The sequence below is a fragment of the Prevotella sp. HMSC077E09 genome, assembly GCF_001814685.1.
Lineage (GTDB): Bacteria > Bacteroidota > Bacteroidia > Bacteroidales > Bacteroidaceae > Prevotella > Prevotella oris.
Genome location: NZ_KV817544.1, coordinates 1 through 18,287 on the forward strand (window position 1 = coordinate 1; position 18,287 = coordinate 18,287).

General features: G+C 40.9%; 20 protein-coding genes. 12 read left to right on the plus strand and 8 right to left on the minus strand.

Annotated features, from left to right (window positions below; translation table 11 throughout):
• Nucleotides 1-507: 507 nt before the first annotated feature.
• From nudC to HMPREF2983_RS05410, 5 genes are all read right to left on the minus strand, one after another.
• Complete coding sequence (nudC, locus tag HMPREF2983_RS05390; protein WP_070667277.1) at nucleotides 508-1,278, minus strand: NAD(+) diphosphatase; 771 nt, start codon at nucleotides 1,276-1,278, stop codon at nucleotides 508-510.
• Nucleotides 1,278-3,029, minus strand: coding sequence for a bifunctional metallophosphatase/5'-nucleotidase (locus tag HMPREF2983_RS05395; RefSeq protein ID WP_070667279.1), 1,752 nt, complete (start codon nucleotides 3,027-3,029; stop codon nucleotides 1,278-1,280). The genes nudC and HMPREF2983_RS05395 overlap by 1 nt, the downstream gene beginning before the upstream one ends.
• Nucleotides 3,030-3,099: 70 nt before the next feature.
• Complete coding sequence (locus tag HMPREF2983_RS05400; protein ID WP_004374933.1) at nucleotides 3,100-3,231, minus strand: hypothetical protein; 132 nt, start codon at nucleotides 3,229-3,231, stop codon at nucleotides 3,100-3,102.
• Nucleotides 3,232-3,241: 10 nt separating this feature from the next.
• A complete protein-coding gene (locus HMPREF2983_RS05405; protein ID WP_070667281.1) occupies nucleotides 3,242-4,666 on the minus strand; it encodes a DUF4270 domain-containing protein in 1,425 nt (474 codons plus the stop codon).
• A gap of 21 nt (nucleotides 4,667-4,687) precedes the next feature.
• The gene (locus HMPREF2983_RS05410) at nucleotides 4,688-5,503 is read right to left on the minus strand and encodes a glycogen/starch synthase (protein ID WP_039873191.1); all 816 of its coding nucleotides are present in this window, start codon (nucleotides 5,501-5,503) and stop codon (nucleotides 4,688-4,690) included.
• A 167-nt stretch (nucleotides 5,504-5,670) separates the two neighbouring features.
• Here HMPREF2983_RS05410 and panC point away from each other — a divergent pair, with 167 nt between their 5' ends.
• Together panC and panD are read left to right on the plus strand one after the other, a co-directional pair.
• A complete protein-coding gene (gene panC, locus HMPREF2983_RS05415; RefSeq protein ID WP_070667282.1) occupies nucleotides 5,671-6,528 on the plus strand; it encodes a pantoate--beta-alanine ligase in 858 nt (285 codons plus the stop codon).
• Nucleotide 6,529: 1 nt separating this feature from the next.
• Nucleotides 6,530-6,874, plus strand: coding sequence for an aspartate 1-decarboxylase (panD, locus tag HMPREF2983_RS05420; RefSeq protein WP_004376447.1), 345 nt, complete (start codon nucleotides 6,530-6,532; stop codon nucleotides 6,872-6,874).
• A gap of 827 nt (nucleotides 6,875-7,701) precedes the next feature.
• On the opposite strand, the gene HMPREF2983_RS05425 is transcribed toward panD, so the two are convergent.
• Nucleotides 7,702-8,058: an ankryin gene (locus HMPREF2983_RS05425; RefSeq protein ID WP_070667283.1), complete on the minus strand. Its 357-nt coding sequence runs from the start codon at nucleotides 8,056-8,058 to the stop codon at nucleotides 7,702-7,704.
• 307 nt (nucleotides 8,059-8,365) lie between these two features.
• Here HMPREF2983_RS05425 and HMPREF2983_RS05430 point away from each other — a divergent pair, with 307 nt between their 5' ends.
• The 4 genes from HMPREF2983_RS05430 to HMPREF2983_RS05445 are packed head-to-tail and all read left to right on the plus strand — an operon-like array spanning nucleotide 8,366 to nucleotide 11,830.
• Nucleotides 8,366-9,376 (plus strand): SPFH domain-containing protein, encoded by a 1,011-nt coding sequence (locus HMPREF2983_RS05430; RefSeq protein ID WP_070667284.1) that lies wholly within the window; start codon nucleotides 8,366-8,368, stop codon nucleotides 9,374-9,376.
• Nucleotides 9,373-9,711 (plus strand): transporter, encoded by a 339-nt coding sequence (locus HMPREF2983_RS05435; RefSeq protein ID WP_070667285.1) that lies wholly within the window; start codon nucleotides 9,373-9,375, stop codon nucleotides 9,709-9,711. Before HMPREF2983_RS05430 ends, HMPREF2983_RS05435 begins: the two co-directional genes overlap by 4 nt.
• Nucleotides 9,712-9,719: 8 nt before the next feature.
• The gene (locus HMPREF2983_RS05440) at nucleotides 9,720-11,090 is read left to right on the plus strand and encodes a hypothetical protein (RefSeq protein WP_070667286.1); all 1,371 of its coding nucleotides are present in this window, start codon (nucleotides 9,720-9,722) and stop codon (nucleotides 11,088-11,090) included.
• Between the two features lie 26 nt (nucleotides 11,091-11,116).
• The gene (locus HMPREF2983_RS05445; protein WP_070667287.1) at nucleotides 11,117-11,830 is read left to right on the plus strand and encodes a toxin-antitoxin system YwqK family antitoxin; all 714 of its coding nucleotides are present in this window, start codon (nucleotides 11,117-11,119) and stop codon (nucleotides 11,828-11,830) included.
• Between the two features lie 108 nt (nucleotides 11,831-11,938).
• Here HMPREF2983_RS05445 and HMPREF2983_RS05450 read toward each other — a convergent pair whose 3' ends face one another.
• On the minus strand, nucleotides 11,939-12,310 hold the full coding sequence (locus tag HMPREF2983_RS05450; protein WP_070667288.1) for a DUF488 domain-containing protein: 372 nt from the start codon (nucleotides 12,308-12,310) through the stop codon (nucleotides 11,939-11,941).
• Nucleotides 12,311-12,408: 98 nt separating this feature from the next.
• Here HMPREF2983_RS05450 and HMPREF2983_RS05455 point away from each other — a divergent pair, with 98 nt between their 5' ends.
• From HMPREF2983_RS05455 to HMPREF2983_RS05480, 6 genes are all read left to right on the plus strand, one after another.
• On the plus strand, nucleotides 12,409-13,506 hold the full coding sequence (locus tag HMPREF2983_RS05455; RefSeq protein ID WP_070667289.1) for a 4Fe-4S binding protein: 1,098 nt from the start codon (nucleotides 12,409-12,411) through the stop codon (nucleotides 13,504-13,506).
• Nucleotides 13,503-14,138 carry an HAD family hydrolase gene (locus tag HMPREF2983_RS05460; RefSeq protein WP_070667290.1) on the plus strand — a complete coding sequence of 212 codons (636 nt, stop codon included), beginning with the start codon at nucleotides 13,503-13,505 and terminating at the stop codon, nucleotides 14,136-14,138. The genes HMPREF2983_RS05455 and HMPREF2983_RS05460 overlap by 4 nt, the downstream gene beginning before the upstream one ends.
• A 1,081-nt stretch (nucleotides 14,139-15,219) precedes the next feature.
• On the plus strand, nucleotides 15,220-15,849 hold the full coding sequence (rsmG, locus tag HMPREF2983_RS05465; RefSeq protein WP_070667291.1) for a 16S rRNA (guanine(527)-N(7))-methyltransferase RsmG: 630 nt from the start codon (nucleotides 15,220-15,222) through the stop codon (nucleotides 15,847-15,849).
• A 2-nt stretch (nucleotides 15,850-15,851) separates the two neighbouring features.
• Nucleotides 15,852-16,496, plus strand: coding sequence for an MBL fold metallo-hydrolase (locus HMPREF2983_RS05470; RefSeq protein ID WP_070667292.1), 645 nt, complete (start codon nucleotides 15,852-15,854; stop codon nucleotides 16,494-16,496).
• Between the two features lie 3 nt (nucleotides 16,497-16,499).
• Nucleotides 16,500-17,117: a crossover junction endodeoxyribonuclease RuvC gene (gene ruvC, locus HMPREF2983_RS05475; RefSeq protein ID WP_004378506.1), complete on the plus strand. Its 618-nt coding sequence runs from the start codon at nucleotides 16,500-16,502 to the stop codon at nucleotides 17,115-17,117.
• Nucleotides 17,118-17,159: 42 nt separating this feature from the next.
• Nucleotides 17,160-17,807, plus strand: a complete 648-nt coding sequence (locus HMPREF2983_RS05480) for an HAD family hydrolase (RefSeq protein WP_070667293.1) — start codon at nucleotides 17,160-17,162, stop codon at nucleotides 17,805-17,807.
• Nucleotides 17,808-17,834: 27 nt separating this feature from the next.
• Here the strand turns inward: HMPREF2983_RS05480 and HMPREF2983_RS13985 are convergent, their stop codons facing one another.
• A complete protein-coding gene (locus HMPREF2983_RS13985; protein ID WP_168166200.1) occupies nucleotides 17,835-18,002 on the minus strand; it encodes a hypothetical protein in 168 nt (55 codons plus the stop codon).
• Between the last annotated feature and the right edge of the window lie 285 nt (nucleotides 18,003-18,287).

An 18,287-nucleotide genomic window follows, 5' to 3' on the forward strand; every position in this document is an offset into this window, starting at 1 on the left:
GTCGCATTTACTAATTTAAACTGCACTTTAGAGCAGGCATAGATAGAAGAAGAATAGCAGAAAAATAGGTGTAATCTTTTTGTTTCAAAGAGGTTGGTGTGCAATATCATTCATAATACGCTGTGTTTTGATGCAGATTGCATGGCTATTTGAGTCATATCATGCGATAATCTGTGGCAAGTTACATGGCGATTTGACGCAAATGACATCACTTTTTGATGTGATATTGTGTCTGATTTTGTAGGAATAACCGTAATGTTCTGATAGTCAATGTTTTGCTTGTTGTTAAAAGTTAGTATGTTTTTTAAGCGAAACAGCCTTTCGTTTCAAATATGCAAAGCTCGTGAAAGCATTTGTAAACTTATATGATGAAAATTAACATAAATTTCGTTTATAGGTTTACAGCCCTAAATGATGTTTGCTGTTGAATGGTGGGCTCATGCAGATGTTTAGGTTGTTTACATTGGATAGAGTAATAATGGCCTACGTGTTGTTTTGCTTGACAGCTTATTTGATTATCCAGTCATCAAGCATTCTTCTTGCAATACTCAGTTTTTCGGGAATATTGGGAAGATTATCTTTAGTGAACCATGCCCCTTTTGACAATTCTTCTTTTTGCAGATGAATGTTTCCACTGACGTAGTCGGCTGTAAAACCAATCATCAATCCGCTGGGATAGGGCCATGGCTGACTGCCGAAATAGTGGAGATTTTCAATGGTTATTCCTGTTTCTTCCAACACTTCGCGATGCACGGCTTCTTCCAAAGTCTCACCGGTTTCTACAAAACCTGCTACAAGTCCATAGAAGTCGCCTTTGAAGTTGCGGGCGTGAACAAGCAATACTTCATCGTTCCTTTGGATGAGTACGATGATAGCTGTAGCCAAAGAAGGCCACACTTCCTTTCCACAGTTGATACAACGCTTGCTGATATCAGTGTGCATCTTCATCGGTGCACCGCAAACTCCACAGAACTTTGTGTTTTGATCCCAGTAAAGGAGTTCCTGACATTTACCAGCCTTGAGATATAGTTCGTTGGATAGATAATAGAAACTCTTGCGGAGTCCGCACATTTCATAGCGTGGATGGTTGCTGACAGGATTATCAATCATGAAGGTTTTAACCTCTTCTCCATTGTCCATCGGCGTGACATTCAGAACGTGTGTCCATTCTTTTGTCGGTAGAGGAGCTTGCTCCCCTTCTGGAATTGTATAGCTTCCATCGGGGAGTTTCTCAAGCATGATGTCTCCTTTACAGAATATAAACCAAAGGCGTTGCATTATTTTTCGTCTTTTGGATTAGGCGTATAACCAAACAACAGCAAGCTGTCGCGTGTTGCAGCAGGTTTTGTCCAGTTCTCCGGAACAAACTTCCAGTTGTTGTTTGCCTTTGGAGTCACTGTCCCCATCTTCTCAATTTCCTGCATCAGATAATATCTTTGGTCGCGTGGACTGCGGTAGATAATCCTGCTGTTGAGACTGTCTTTTGGAATGCCTGCTCCTTTCGTAAGCAACTCTCCACCGCCGTTTCCACGATAACTATTAATAGCAACAGTGTACCATTTGTGCTCGTCAAAGGGCTGTCCATTTGACATTTGCAGTATCTTTACCTTTTGTCCGTCGGGCTTTGTCACGTCGACAATATAGTCAATTCCTGCTGCAGAATCAAAGTTGAAGGTAAAGTTCTTGAAGCCTAAACGCTGGGCATCACCGCGTGTGTCAGCTAAAAGGAGAAGATGATCATCGGGAGATTTCATCGTGTTGACCCAAAGATCATAACTCATTTCAAGGTGTTTTCTGATTTCTTCACCTGTCAGCCGCATGACGTAAAGCTGATTTTCAAACCTATAAAGATTGAACATGTCGGCCACTCTCACAGGACCAGCCTTGATAGATGCATTGAATTGGAGTGGGGCGTTAAAGGCAATGTCGGCCTTGGTGATTTGTAATTCAAGATTAAGGATAAAGTCATTGAACGCACTTGAACCGAAATAGCTGTCACGAGTGTAAATGGTATTGGTGAAATTACCGATAACTCGGTCTACAAAATTGTTCACTTTGGCAATCTGCGGCTTGAAATGTGCCATGTATTCTTCATCTACTTGCATCTGGGTAACGTCAACTAAGGTGCCTGTTACCTGCTTTTTAGTTACTTTGCCATTATGAAGCGTGAGTGTAACATCGGCTTGAGCCACTGTCATTGCATTGTTGGCCGGGTCTATACAGAGCACTTCCTTACCCTCAATATTCTTTATCTTCTGGTTGAAACGCGTGTGGTCATGACCAAACATGATGACATCGAAGCCTGGAACCTGCTTAGCTACGGCGCAGCTCGCATCTTCTTGGTATTCATTTGTGGTGATTCCGCCTTCACGTCCACTGTGGAATAGGCCTATAACAACGTCAGGATGCTCTTTCTCTTGAATAATCTTCATCCATTTTTTTGCTGAAGTGACCATGTCTTCAAAGCGTAGTCCTTCCCAAATATTTTCTGTCAGCCAGTTTGGAATAGCCGGTGTCAGCATGCCGAGAACTGCTATCTTTACGCCGTTGCGTTTCAGAATGGCGTAAGGTTGTGTGTAGGGCTTGCCTGTTTTCTTATTGATTACATTGCAAGCAATAACCGGGCATTTCACTTCTTTAATCCATTTGTCATATACGGCATGTCCCGGTTCGATGTCATGGTTGCCGATAGTCTGGGCTGAATAGCCTAAATAATTGATGACCTCTGCAGCAATATTGATGTCATTGGTGGCTACATAGTTGTAGAAATAGCTGGTAGGTTGGCCTTGCAAGATGTCGCCATTGTCAAGCAAGACAACGTTATTGCCATATTGTTTACGCAGTTGTTTAACATAACTGCTTACTCGTGCCATTGAACCTTGCCGTGGTTTACGGTTTGTGAAGTCGTAAGGAAAGAAGCTTCCATGTACGTCACTGGTCTCAATAAATCTAAGTGAGACGGTCTTTTCTGTTGCATAAGAAGCGATACTTAATGCCGTCAAAAGGAGGATTGAAAAGAGTTTTTTCATAATTGTATTTATGTTAATCAGGACATAAAGCCGAGACTTGTAACGTGGTCTCGGCTTTATCTATATTTATCTACAATGCTTCGTCTTCGGGTTTTTCAGGGCGAGGCCTTTTAATCTTGGTGAGATGTTTCTTGTTTTTCAGCCATTGCTGTTTGCGTTCCTCGTAACTCTGACGTTGACGTTCAAGAAAATTATCAGCCATGTTGGATGATCTATTTGAATTTACTGTATATCACCGTGAGCTTGACAGGTGTATTCCCACCCTCTATCTTAGTGCTCTTTATCGACATATCGTGATAGACTCCGGTTTGATAGGTCGAAGTATATCCTCCGTTTTGAATGCTCATGCTGGTTGTTGTCACTGGAATGACAACCACTTGGTTCCAGTTTGGCGATGCAGTTCCATTTTTCTTACTCTCATACATCGTGCGAATAATAGAACTGATATTGTTGAAAGTATAACCGTTTTGGTTCAATTTTGCCACAAAAGAGTTCTTGTAATTTGTATAATTATGATGTTCAAAGAATGTTTGTATGCTATCAACAGGAATCATCAGCACTTGTTTGGGAGCTTCCAATGCATAGTTGTTTGTTGATGAATTATTAATTCGCTGCAATGTAATCTTAGCACTATTGATGCTGTCTTTCTCATGTCCGGCAACGATTTCCTCAACAGGAAGAGTCATCTGGGTAAAGATACCTGCTGGTGTCTTGAGATAAGTGCCGCTCTGATTATTTATCAACTGCTGAAGTGCATTGCCATCGTTGACAATGTGAGTAGTCTGCATAACTTCCTGTGTACCACCGAATGTGGCAGCTCTTGTATACACAGAATCTTTATACTGCATGCGGAAGTAGACAAATAAAATAGAGTTGAAAATCTTACCGATAGAGCCAGATCCCCCGACAGACTTGAAGTAGAAGCCTGGCATGATGTTATGAATCAGCTTATATGAATTCTTGAAATTTACAGAATCCGGACTGTAATATTTCTGCATGATATAAGTACCATAGTTCTTATAAGTCTTTCCATTCTTGTCTGTATAAGGCTTATTGAGTGGTATACGAATGCTCGGACTGTAACCTTTTGCTTTCTTTTCCTTGTCCGAACTCGTTACGTCTGCTAAGGTATATGCCTTCTCAACGGTGAGACCTCCATTGCGAATATAGTTCTCCTGAACGGGATCAAAGTTTGTATAGTAGTCTTTACTGTCGCTGATAGGCTTACTTAATTCATACATCTTCAAGTGCATTGGCGCTAAAGAGTCGCCAACTGTATCTTCGTTATACAGTCTAATCTCACATGAATCTGCATAGACAAGATCGTTTTCCTTAGATACAATACTCTTTAATTCAGGGAGGTAGAAGTTCTCAAGTACACCAAACTGTGTCATGAAATCAGCTGTAATATCTGTTTCGGTCTCGGGGTCTTTGAATTTACCAATATAGCCACTGATGTTCCTTGACAGTACGGCATTGGCCGCAATAGATTTCGTCGTAACATTGAAAGTATCTGTAGTAATGTCCAACTGATCACGTTTATTTGTGAGAGTTGTACCGATACCATCTGTAGAATCGTCGCAAGAAATTATAATCAGAGATACAAGTAAAAGGCTTGTAAGCGTTTTCAGTTTCATTTTGATGAATGTTTTATATGATTATTCTTCACCTGATGGGCATATCTTTTCATAGAAGTCTATATATGACTTCATGAAATCTTCACCTGGATAATTAAGGACAGGCAGTTTCTTTTCAGCTGCATAATCCAACAGGTTCTTATTGACTTTGGGGCGAGCTTCAATGATACCGTCACTGTAGTCGATTGCAAGTTTCCCTAATTCAAAGAAGTCAAACTTCTCATTATAGCCTGCAACCAATTCTTTCTTGGCTTCTCTGAAAGCTACGGTTGATTTGAATTTACTTCCTAAATCACCTTTCAGTTGCTCTGAGAAAAGCGAAGTTACTATCTTAGTATTTGCAAATGAAGGCTCTTCGTGGTAGGCTTTCTTGATATAGAAAGGCACAACGGCACTCATCCAGCCTTGACAATGAATGATATCTGGAGTCCATCGCAGTTTCTTTACTGTCTCCAAGACGCCTCGCGCAAAGAAGATGGCACGCTCTCCATTATCAGCATACTCTTCACCTGCTTCATCTGTTGTCATCTGACGCTTGGTAAAATAATCATCATTATCTATAAAATAGACCTGAATTCTTGATTGTGGGATAGACGCTACCTTGATAATCAGAGGGTGGTCGGTATCATCAATGATGAGATTCATACCTGAAAGCCTAATCACTTCATGCAGTTGGCCACGCCGTTCATTGATATTACCCCATTTGGGCATAAACGTTCTGATCTCAAGTCCGGCCTCCTGTGCTTTCTGTGGTAAGTCACGTCCCATGATTGACATATTCGTTTCAGGAACGTACGGAGTAATCTCTTGATTGATGAATAATACTTTCTTTGCCATGTCAATTTTCAAATTTGAGTGCTACAAAGGTATAAAAAAAATGCGAATAATGTGAGAAAAATGCGTATAAAGCCAGGAATAGGGGTGTTTATTGGCATATTTTTAAAAATATTCTTTCTTATTTAAGAAAAAAGTTGTTATTTTGCGGTTCGATTTGAATAAATAGAATGAAAGTTTTCAGAAAGACAGTTGAACTTCAGAATGAGCTTTTCTGTGCTCGTAAAGAAGGGAAGAAGATTGGTTTAGTGCCTACAATGGGAGCATTGCATGAGGGACATGCTTCTTTGATCAGGCTCAGTGTGAAGGATAATGAAGTGACAGTGGTTTCTGTGTTCCTCAATCCTACCCAGTTTAATGATAAAAATGATCTTGAGCGTTATCCTCGTACGTTGGAAGCCGATTGTCAGTTGGCAGAAGCTTGTGGTGCAGATTATCTGTTTGCCCCAAGCGTAGAGGAGATTTATCCGACTCCGGATATGCGTCATTTTGAGTTCCCTCCAGTCTCAACAGTCATGGAAGGCGCGCGTCGTCCGGGCCATTTCAATGGCGTGTGTCAGGTTGTCAGCCGTTTGTTTTATATTGTAAAGCCAGATAAAGCCTATTTCGGAGAGAAAGATTGGCAGCAGATTGCGGTCATCAAGCAACTTGTGAAGTTCATTAATAGTAATGTACAGATTGTGGAATGTCCGATTGTCCGTGAAGCAGATGGCTTGGCTATGAGTAGCCGCAACAGTTTGCTGACTGATGAGGAACGCGCAATCGCTCCGGCAATATATCAAGCATTGAAAGACAGTGTAGACTTCTCACAGTCGCATACTGTCAAGGAAACTCACGATAAAGTCGTTGAACAGATTAACGCTGTCAACGGACTTGAGGTCGAATATTTTGAGATAGTGGATGGCGATAGCCTTCAAACAGTTGATAATTGGGAAGCATGTGATGGTGTTGTTGGCTGTGTCACGGTCTATTGTGGCAAGACTCCAATCCGTCTCATTGATCATATTAGATATAGGGAGAACAGATAAGATGATGATAGAAGTATTAAAAAGTAAGCTTCATTGTGTTACGGTTACGGAAGCCAATCTGAAGTATATGGGGAGTATTACGATAGATGAGGATTTATTGGATGCTGCCCATTTGATTGCAGGAGAGAAGGTTCAGATTGTCAACAACAATAATGGTGAACGGTTTGAAACCTATATCATCAAGGGAGAACGTGGCTCCGGCTGTATCTGTTTGAATGGTGCTGCTGCGCGTAAAGTCCAGGTCGGTGACGTCGTTATCATCATTGCCTATGCTCTTATGGATTTCGAAGAGGCCAAGAACTATACGCCTATAGTTGTTTTCCCAAAGGAGGGAAACAAACTTTAATATGCTCTTCTGGTGCAACAGAAGAGATGCTGTCCTACGAATTAGGCCACAATACTCTATGGATAGCATGGTGTGGGCAGGTGACAGATAGAAACGTTGTTCACAAAATCAAAGGAGTTGTTTCGTATAATTGCAAATAAGGAAGTAAAATTCCACTCTTTTGAAAAACATTTACGATTGTCGTTGCAATGCTCGTGTATTTGAAATGGAATGCTCTTTCATTCAAAATATGCCCTGTTTTTGAGGAAATCACAATGCGTTGACAATCAATGTGTTGCAAAATACAAGGTAGATTGTAGTGTGATGCCATGCTGAAAAGCATTGCATTTTCTATTGAATTACCTCGCAATCTGCATCAAAATGCGTGATGTTTTCAGTCACTTTAGACGGTAAAGTGATACAGAAAGCAACGCGAAATGACCGATGTTGCAAGATAGAGTGATAAAAGCGAGGGTATCGAAGTCATAAAATGGCTTTGCACAAGCATTGAAAGTGAGTTTTCATTTCTATTTGGTGAGGTCTGGAAGTGTTAAAAAATGGAGATAATCTTTACAGAAAGCAAGACGTTTTAGAGGTGATGTTTCTGTTTGATATATTCCAAGATATGACTTATTCACACAGCTTTGTCTCCTTTGAGACTATTGATTTTGCTAAACGGTGGCATTCCTATTCCTAATGAAATCTATGTCGTGAAAGGAAAAGTCGACGCTATGCGTGTTGCTTTCTCCGTTTATCTATGTATCAAAGAGTGAACTAAAGGCTTGCCAAGTGTTTCCTTTTTGCACTGCACGGTGATGTCTTTTGAATGAAACTCCTGTCTTGTTTTGTTATTTTTGATAGTTTACTTGCTTCAGTTTTATGGGTTGTGGGTTGGCAATCACCCATTTGACAGTCAGTTCTGTCAGTCGGTATAGGTCTTCTTCCGTGCTGTCTGCATGAATACTTTTAGCCAAGGCTGCTAATTCTTTGTTTTCATCTTGCTGCTGATTTGGTTGCAGAGATGAAGAAAAGGCAGATGCAGGAATAGGGTTTCCCATGGAAAAATAGTCGGGGAGAGCCTGTGGTAGTCTTTTATATTCACGGCTCCAGTTGCATGAACCATTGTCAAGAATCTCGCGACTTACCTTTCCACAGATGCGTATTACTTCGCCTTGAACAGGCGGCGCATGGCCTTCTGAAGGCACAAGGTAATCCCAAAACTCTTTAAAGCAGCTCGTCTGGTTGGTTGAATGAACGGTGAAAGGTTCATTTCCTCTGTGTTTCTTGATTGCCCGAACAGGCCTTATGCCAGATAGTTATATACCACATACATCCCATTCTTTGAGATTTTCTTTCTTCACGAAAATAGAGAAAATAGGGGAAGTGGCGAAGGAAATGATAAAAAATAAAGGGTTTTATAGAATGTTTAGGAATAAATTAGTTAATTTTGTAGCAGACTTTTAAGGATAGGGTGCATGTTATGTGTGCGCTTTTAATTTAACACCAACATCTATGAAAATTAAAAATCTCTTCAAACGACAGTTGCGTTCCGTCATAGAATGGAAAGAACAAGATGTGCATATCCTGTTTCATCGAATGGAAACAACTACTGATGAAATTAAAAATTCGAGTAAACTCATCGTTGCTCCTGGCCAGGGTTGTCTCCTTGTTTATGATGGAAAAGTGAAGGCTACTCTGACAGAACCTGATACCTATGAACTTGCAACGGACAATCATCCGTTTATCACAACGTTGCTCAATCTGGCACAGAGTATGGAGAGTGAGCACAAGATGCGCTTCTATTTCTTTCGAACGGCAGAGATGGTGAATGTGCTTTGGGGCACAGCGACTCCTGTGAAATACATGGAACCGAACTATAAGATACCGGTAGCTTTGGGAGCTTGTGGTAACTTCTCGGTGAAGATTGATAATGCTGCAACCATGTTCGGCACGCTTTTAGGTTCAATAAGTGATTATACTTCCCGCGAAGTCCGTGAACTTGTGTCGTCACGTATCGTTGCTCCTTTGACCTCTTTTCTTGCAGAAAAAGCTTACCCTTACACGGAAGTGGATAAACATTTGTTGGAATTATCGGCAGATCTTCAGACTCGTACAGCTGAAGAATTGCAGCGATTAGGGCTGATATTGACCGATTTTCGTATTGATTCTGTCACTTTTGACGATGATACGCTGTCGCGCATCGGTAAGATTGCGGACATGACTGCAGAGAAGCAGGCTGCAGCCGAAGTTGATCTTGATTATGCCGGAGTACAGAAACTGGCTGCTTTGCGTGATGCTGTGCGCACGGAAGGAGGTCTTGCTGGTGCTGGATTGCAGGTAGGTGCAGGTGTTCAACTGGCTAAAGAATTCTTCAGTACAAAGGAAAACACTGCAACTTCAACTGAAGCTGCGCCATCAGAAGTCAGTGCTCGGTTGAAACAATTGAAGCAACTTATGGATGAACAACTCATCACCGAAGAAGAATATAACAAGAAAAAGAACGAAATCCTTGAGAAGTTATGAAAAGAATCTTAATTATTTCCATTATCATACTTGTTGCAAACCTGCTTGCAGGACTTGTGATTACAGCCTATTCTCCTCTGAACTTGCTTTTCACGAGTATGGTGATTGTCATTAACACAATGTTGCTTGCATTTGCTTTCATAGGGCGTGCAGAGAGTACTCACCGTTTGAGCCTGGGTTTTATATTTGCAGGTGTTGGCGCCCTCGAATTTATTACAGGTTTCTTTGCACCTGAACAATGGACCAACAACTGGTGGTTGCTATGCACAATCATTCTGACTGCAGTGCAGTCCATACTGCTATTCTTGGCGGTATATTATTCAAAAGAGGTTTAATCTGATATATGGCAACGAAATTAAAGGCTGTTAAATGTCCACAATGCGGTAGTGAAAAGCATGAGCAGATAGATAAGAAACGCTATAGATGCTTGAATTGCGGGACGGAATTCTTCTTGGATGATGATGACATTAATATTAATGTAAATCATCATTACGACTTTCAGTCGTCATCAACTTTCGGCAGTGATCTGGGAGTTGGAATGAAACTTGGAATTGTCGCTTTGTTGATTCCACTGGCTGTTGTATTCATATTTGTATTTTTCTTGTTTCAAACTGGGGAAAGTAGTGTTGCATCAGGTGGAAAAGATTCTGTGAGTGTGAGAGAGACTTTCGAAGAAATGATTCCGATGATTCATGATGGAAAGGCATGTGTTTTTTATATGACAGATCGTGATTATACTGTAAGTTTTGGTCAGGATGAGTCAAAATATGTGAATGGTTATTATCTTGGATTTCGTGATGCAACGACAGGTAAGGTGCTCGTGGACCAGCTTTTCATGTCTGAAGAGGATGCACGTGATGAGTCTGTCTCTTCTATTTCAAATACAAGTATATCCTATCTTCAGCAAGCTCACCGTTGGTTTCTTATTATAGGTAAGCGTTATGTCTTTGAGATAGAACCTAAATCATTGGCTATAAAGGATGTTTCCAAGTTACTTTTTAAGGGAAAACAGGCTATGAGTACTGGTATTTCATCCATTACATTCATTGATAGTGATTATGGTGAAGGCTTTGAAGTGCACAATAATTTAGCTGAAACCTATTATTATTTCCCTGCTTCCAATCGTCTTTACTCGGAGGAGGCATTTAAGTTTGCAAGGCGACTTCCACCATCAGAACTGAATGGTGAAGTGCGTGATACTGCATATTGGGAAATGCATAAGAAAAATATAAGCGAAGAAACAAGCAGTGCAGGTGGTCTCCTGCGCCTATGGAAAGTGCATGCAAAATATCATTTGGGCGATCCTCAAGACTTTAGTTTCTATAATTGGATAAGTCAGACTTTCTCTTATGATCCAGGTAATCGATTGGTTAGTGCAACTCCTGTTACAAACTGGTTTATTGGTTTTAACGGTGGTGTAGTTTATCAAGATGCCCAAAGACTACTGATAACATTCTATCCTTCTATGGCTCCGGATGCTAATTCTGTATTCCAAATGCGTGACAAGGAAGGAAATGTGCTTTGGACGCAGGCCCTAAGAAGATTCTCAAATGTAAGTGTTGGAGCCTGCTATGGCAATAAGATTTGGTTCTTGGGACAAAGAAGTCGTCGCTCCGGATATGATGACATACATAGCTATAGCTTTGATATCAATACGGGAAAGTGGGCACAAGGAGCACAAATGTCTCAAGAATATAGTATAAAAATTGAGTAGAATAGGATTAATGATGTATTGTGAATATGAATAAGACTCTATTTATAGGCCTGCTTTCTCTTACCTCTATTGCAGCAACTGCTCAAGAAAAATATATGGAACACGATGCTGATGGCAGATTACGTGTGTTGGGTTATATTGACAAAAAGACTGAAAAGAAAGTTGGTCATTGGGTAGAATACGGGAGAAATGGGCGGAAAATCAGTGAAGTAGACTACAAAAACGGAGAGAAAGACGGGCGTTATTATGAATATGATGACGAAGGTCGTGTAGCCGTTATGCAGACCTATCGTGATGGACTGCTTGATGGACCTTACTTACAATATCATGATTCTCCCAACAAGAAAGGTGTATTACCGCTTTATGTTCGTGCTTTTTATCGCGATGGACAACAGGAAGGTATGGAATATATTTATGAATCCAATGGGAAAATCCTACATCGAAGACGGTATGAAGCAGGTACAATGTTGACCGATACGGCTTATGAGTATAACGGGATATATATAACAACGATGCGTCGTGTTACAGATCCAACAGATCCTGAAGGTTTCAGATATAAAGAAGTAACAGATTTTACTCCTTACAAGAAGGCAAAAGTAGAGATCCGGGAGGAGAGACAGTCTCATAGAAGAAAGCAAGTGAAGTCTAAACATCCTCAATCACAGGTTGCTCCTAAACCTAAAGAAACCCCAAAAACAAAACTGAAAGTAGGGAAAGATGGTGCTATAGTGCTTGATTGATCTGGTGATTTATCTCATCATATAAACTTGAAGGGGGCGACAAGTGTTTGATACCTGTCGCCGTCTTTCATGGGTTAATGCTTGAAGTAAGCATCCATGTTGATTACCTTATTCTGTTTTTAACTGCCTATTGATGTAATCTCGCAATACTACAGCTTGGTTGTGGACTTCATCTTTGGCGCCGAACAGAATAGTTACATTGCTCTCTTTGAGTTGTTTTCGGCAAAGCTCAATGAATGCATTTGTCGCTGGGTTGGCCTCAAGTTCTTTGATGTAGCGTTCTGTGAAAGTAGGGAAATTCTCCGGGATATGGCCGAACCATTTCCTTAATTCTGCTGAAGGAGCAATATTTTTCTCCCAAAGATTAATGTCAGCTTTTACTTTTGCAATTCCTCTTGGCCACAATCTGTCAGCCAAAATGCGATAGCCGTCGTGTTCATCGGCAGCATCATAAACCCTTTTAATCTTTATTTCGTTCATGAAAGCAAAGATACTAATATATATTAAAAGCGGGTAAGAATGAGGTAGAAAAATCTATTTAATTTGTAATTTTGCGGCTCATTAATATATTAGTTGTCGTGGAAATAAAGAATAAGAAGATAAAACAATTAGTCTCTTTTGTTATCTGTTTCGTAGTAATGGCCGTTATAGCTGTTGTGCGTGATGGGCAGATTTTGGGGCATAAAATGCGTGTAATGCCAGGTGATTCAATAGCAAAGAATGTAGCTGTTGATACAATGTATCAGACAATGAATAATGTGACAGTTATCAATACGACCTCTCTTGCAAAAGATGTGACGGGATTCGGAGGAACCGTTCCATTAGAGATTTACTTAAAGGATGGTAAGATTTTGAAAATCAAGGCACTGAAGAATCATGAAACACCAGAGTTCTTTGAACAGGCAAGTAAATTGCTGACAGCGTGGAATGGAAAATCCGTTGATGAGGCACAGCAACTGAAAGTCGATGCCATTAGTGGTGCAACATTCTCATCGCGTGGGATTATCGGTAATGTGGAACGTGGCCTTCAATATGCTGCAAAGAATGTGCATGAGAAGAGTTTCTTTGAGAAAATGGATCTTAATACCAAGACTGTTGCGGGTTTGATAGTCGTACTTTTAGCGGCTGTTGTCCCCTTGTTCTATCGTAAAAAGACCTATCGAACGATACAGCAGATACTGAATGTGGCCGTATTGGGGTTTTGGTGTGGCACGTTTATATCTTATTCCCTCATGGTTGGCTATATGTCAAGTGGTGTAAATCTATGGACTTCGCTTATCCCTGTCATTATGTTGATAACGGCATTTGTTTATCCTTTGTTTGGTAAAAAGTACTATTATTGTACGAATGTGTGTCCTTGTGGAGCACTTCAGGAGTTGGCTGGAAGAGTCAATAAGCGCAAAAAGTTGAGAATGAGCCAGGAAACAGCCAAGCAATTGGGACGCTTTCGCGAAATATTATGGGCCACACTTACGATGTTAATGCTGTTAGGCGTTGGCTTCCAATGGATGGATTATGAGGTGTTTGCAGCCTTTATCCTGCAAAGTGCATCGGTCGTTGTGTTGGTTTTGGCAGTCGTAGTGCTTGCATTGTCAATCTTTATACCACGCCCTTACTGTCGCTTTGTTTGTCCAACAGGTGTTTTGTTCAAGATAGCTCAAAACTCGAAGTCATGAAAATACGTTTGATTTTATTTGATTTAGGTGGCGTCATCTATACCAGTGACCGCCATGAAGCGGTGAGACGCTTTGGAAGTTTAGGCCTGAAAGATGCTGAACATCAACTGAGTATGTACACTCAAACGGGCCTTTTTGGTGCGCTTGAAGAAGGAAAGATTAGTGATAAAGAATTTGTTGCACAGCTTTCTGACAAAGTCGGGAAATCGCTTTCATGGGATGACTGCAGGCTGGCGTGGTTGGGTTATGCCACCTTTTTGCCGCAACGTAATCTCAATGTGCTACTTCGCTTACGTCACATGGGTTTTCGTTTGGCCTTGGCCAGCAATACCAATCCATTCATGATGTCGTGGATTGACAGCTGTGATTTTGATGGGAAAGGCAATAGTATTAGGTCTTATTTAGATGAACTTTACGTCAGTTATAAGATAAAAGCGTTGAAACCTTCACCTGTTTTCTTCGAATATATCCTTCAGAAGGAGAAGGTACAAGCCGAAGATGTGCTGTTCATTGATGATGGACCACGCAATGTTGAAGCTGCTCATAGCTTAGGTATCCATACTGTTCTGGCTGTGAACGGGGAGGATTGGACAGAAGATGTGTTGCGTTTGTGCACGCAAACAGATTTTTGATATAAATCAAGAAAGTAGCTTTTAATCAATGAAATGCGTTATGATATTTGGAGCATTCATGAAACTTGCCTAACTTTGCACATACAAAAGGTTAATAGATTGTTTAGGTTTTTAGTTATTAGGTTTAAAGATTGTGATTCTGAAAGGTATTAGTTTAAGGTAAAAGTCATAGATTGTGGATAACACCGAGTGAGCAATCACTCAACAATGAAATTTCAAATCACAAAATATAGCAGTCTTGGAAGTGATTCCGGGACTGCTTTTTTTATGTCTGCTAACCAATGAATTCATTCTTAACTCTATTGATAACAGATGATGATGACTTATTGTTATAGTGGGAGATAAGGTTTCTGTATGCTGTAACCCCAGGCGATAAGCCATGTCTTTTGATGCATATGGACTCTACGATGTTTACAGGTTACATCATCATTTACGCTTTCCTAAAAGCCTTCCAGTATCAAGAATAGTTCTCGTTTTGTAAAGATTATTGGCCGAAATCTATGACTAAAAAATTGCACCAAATAGAAATGGAAAAGCAGGAAAATAGGTTAAATCTCCCAATTTCAAAGTCTGCAGTGTGTAATTTGAGGCATACTACAGTGTAATTTGATGCAAAACGCGTGGCTATTTGAGTCAAAATACACGATGAAATGGCGCATATTGCACTGTAATTTGATGCAAATTATGGGTGTTTTTTACATGATTTCACTTCACTTTTTCTCTTGAATTCAGTAACATGTTGACTCTTAAGAATTTATAAACTATCGGAAAACAGCGGTTATTTGGAGCAGGGAAGACTCTCGTTTCAAATACGCAAATCTGACAAGGGTATCTGTAAAATCATTTGACAGCCTTGATTTTAATAGAATGGAGTTCGAAAGTTAGATTTTGTTCCCTTTGTCCGGACATGTTTTTCTCCGTGCATATGCACTTCAGTGTGCCGATGATGTTAGGTTATAGTATTGCAGATGAAGATGTTGATTGGGCTTAAACTTTCTCTGTCTCTTGAATATTTATTAGCGATATCAACATACTTCCAGAGAAAATTCGTATTTTTGCAGGGTATTATTAAATAAAAACAATGACAGACATCATTACGAAATATTTCCCTCATCTTACGGAAGTGCAGTCCCGACAGTTTGCAATGCTTGATGCACTCTATCGTGACTGGAACAGTAAAATCAATGTGATTTCGCGTAAAGATATCAACAACTTGTATGAGCATCATGTGCTCCATTCCTTGGCAATTGCCAAAGCTATCCGCTTTAAGGAGGGTACGGAGATACTCGATTTTGGCACGGGTGGCGGTTTCCCCGGTATCCCCTTGGCCATAATGTTCCCACAATGTAGGTTTCGGTTGATTGACGGAACGGGTAAGAAAATACGTGTAGCCACAGAGGTTGCACAGGCAATTGGACTGACGAATGTCGAGGCTTTGCATCGTCGTGGAGAGGAGGAGAAGGGAAAATATGATTTCATAGTGAGTCGTGCTGTGATGCAGTTGCCCGATTTGATGAAGATTATCCGCAAGAACATCCGTAAGGAACAGCGGAATGCTTTGCCTAATGGTCTGCTGTGTCTGAAAGGTGGAGACTTGCAAGAAGAACTCAAACCGTTCAAGAACATTGTAGAGGTGACCCCGTTAGCAGATTTCTTCGACGAGGAGTGGTTTCGTGAAGATAAGAAACTTATTTATGTCCCAATAGGCTGATTATGTTAAAGATAAAACGCTTTTTGTGCAACATGTTGCAGGAAAACTGCTATGTTGTGAGTGATGAAACTGATGAATGTGTCATCATTGATAGCGGTGCTTTCTATGAAGAAGACTTAGCTGCAATCAAAGATTATATTCAGTTTGAAGGGCTGAAACCGGTGCATCTTCTTGCCACGCATGGTCATATAGATCACAATTTCGGCAACGGAATGATTTATAAGGAGTATGGCTTGAAGGTTGAAGTGCATGAGGGAGATAAGCCTTTGATGCTGAAACTTAAGGAACAGGCGCTTCAGATAGCGGGTGTGAAACTTGAGGAAGATCTGCCGTCAGTAGGAAAATATCTCACGGGTAAGGACACAATTGCCTTTGGCTCACATGTGTTTACGATTATAGAAACACCGGGACATTCTCACGGTAGTGTCTTCTTCTACGATGAAGGGGAGCATGTTGCTTTCACGGGCGATACTCTTTTTCAGCGTTCCATTGGGAGAACAGACTTTGAAGGTGGCTCAATGTTCCAGATGATACAGAGTCTTCGCATTGTATGTCAGCTTCCTGATGACACAATAGTGTATCCCGGACATGGCCTGGAAACGACAATTGGCGCAGAACTTGCCAGCAATCCCTATTTAGACCGTTAGTTTATGGCGGTGAACAAAGCAGAGAAAATCATCTTAGGTATTGACCCTGGAACGAATGTTATGGGTTATGGTGTACTTCGTGTGAATGGAAACAAGGCGAAGATGGAGGCTATGGGCGTTATAGATTTACGAAAGATGCATGATCCTTATTTGCGTTTGGGACATATTTTCGAACGTGTAACGGGCATTATTGAGTCTTATCTTCCGGATGAGTTGGCTATTGAGGCACCGTTTTTTGGCAAGAATGTACAGTCAATGCTGAAGCTCGGACGTGCACAGGGGGTAGCTATTGCTGCTGCAATACGGCGTGATGTGCCCATTCACGAATATGCTCCGTTGAAGATTAAAATGGCTATTACGGGTCAAGGTCAAGCGTCTAAGGAACAGGTGGCAGGCATGTTGCAGCGTGTGTTGCATCTTGAGGAAGAAGACATGCCAAGATTTATGGATGCAACGGATGCTCTTGCTGCAGCCTATTGCCATTTTCTGCAAATGGGAAGACCCGAAACTGATGCCCGACATTACAGCAGCTGGAAAGACTTTGTCACAAAAAACAAGCAGGTTGTTTCTAAGACTTCAAAGTCTGTGGCAAGTGTTGTGAGATCACATAAGATACCTTGAAACAAGGTCTCATGATGTTTTAGTAAGATATATAAAATAGCAATGAAAAGAGAGGTAAAGGCAGCTTTGTTTGATTTGGACGGTGTTATATTCAACACCGAACCACAGTATACGGAATTCTGGAGGTCGCAATGCAGGTTGTATCATCCCGAAAAGCCAGGATTGGAGAATCAAATTAAGGGACAAACGCTCGTTGAAATCTATGAGAAATATTTTGCTGACGTGAAGGGAGAACAGGCAAAGATAACCGAAAGATTGAACGAGTTTGAAGCCAATATGCATTTCGATTATGTTGATGGCTTTCTGGATTTTGTTGCCGATCTGCGTCATCATGGTGTGAAGACGGCTGTTGTCACGAGCAGTAATGTTGCTAAGATGAACACGGTTTATGCGAAAACACCTTCTTTCAAAAGTTTGTTTGACCGCATTTTAACCAGTGAAGACTTCACTGCAAGTAAGCCAAATCCTGCTCCTTATTTGAAAGGTGCTGAATGTTTTGGCTTATCTCCGTTGCAATGTGTAGGATTTGAAGATAGTTTCAATGGCTTGAAGGCTGTCCGTGGGGCAGGAGTGTTCACGGTTGGTCTGTCAACTACCAATCCGGAAGAGGCGATTAAACCTTATGCAGATATTGTTATTCCCAACTATGTCGGCAAGAGCTATGAGTGGTTGGCAGGCGAATTAGATTGATATATATACGCGAATTCGGTTTAAGCATCAATCTTTCTGCTTCCCAACTTTGGGAAAACCGTTTTTTCCCATTTTTTTAGTTTCCCAACTTTGGGAAAGCCGTTTCCAAGCATTTTCTTCGTGTCCCAACTTTGGGAAACTTGTTTTCTCCCGTTTTTTTCGTTTCCCAATATTGGGAAAGCTGTTTTCAAGCATTTTCTTCGTGTCCCAACTTTGGGAAAGTCATTTTGGGACTGTTTTTTCGTTTCCCGTAGGGCGAGAAAGTCGTTTTGAGGCTGTTTTTATGTTTCCCGTAGGGCGAGAAAGCCATTTTGGGGCTGTTTTTGCGTTTCCCGTAGGGCGGTAAAGTCGTTTTGAGGCTGTTTTTATGTTTCCCGTAGGGCGAGAAAGCTGTTTTGAGGCATTTTTTCTGCTTCCAAGGGGTTGGAAATGTGATTTTCAGCGTTTTTTCAATTTCGGCCGTGGCCGAAACGCAGTTTT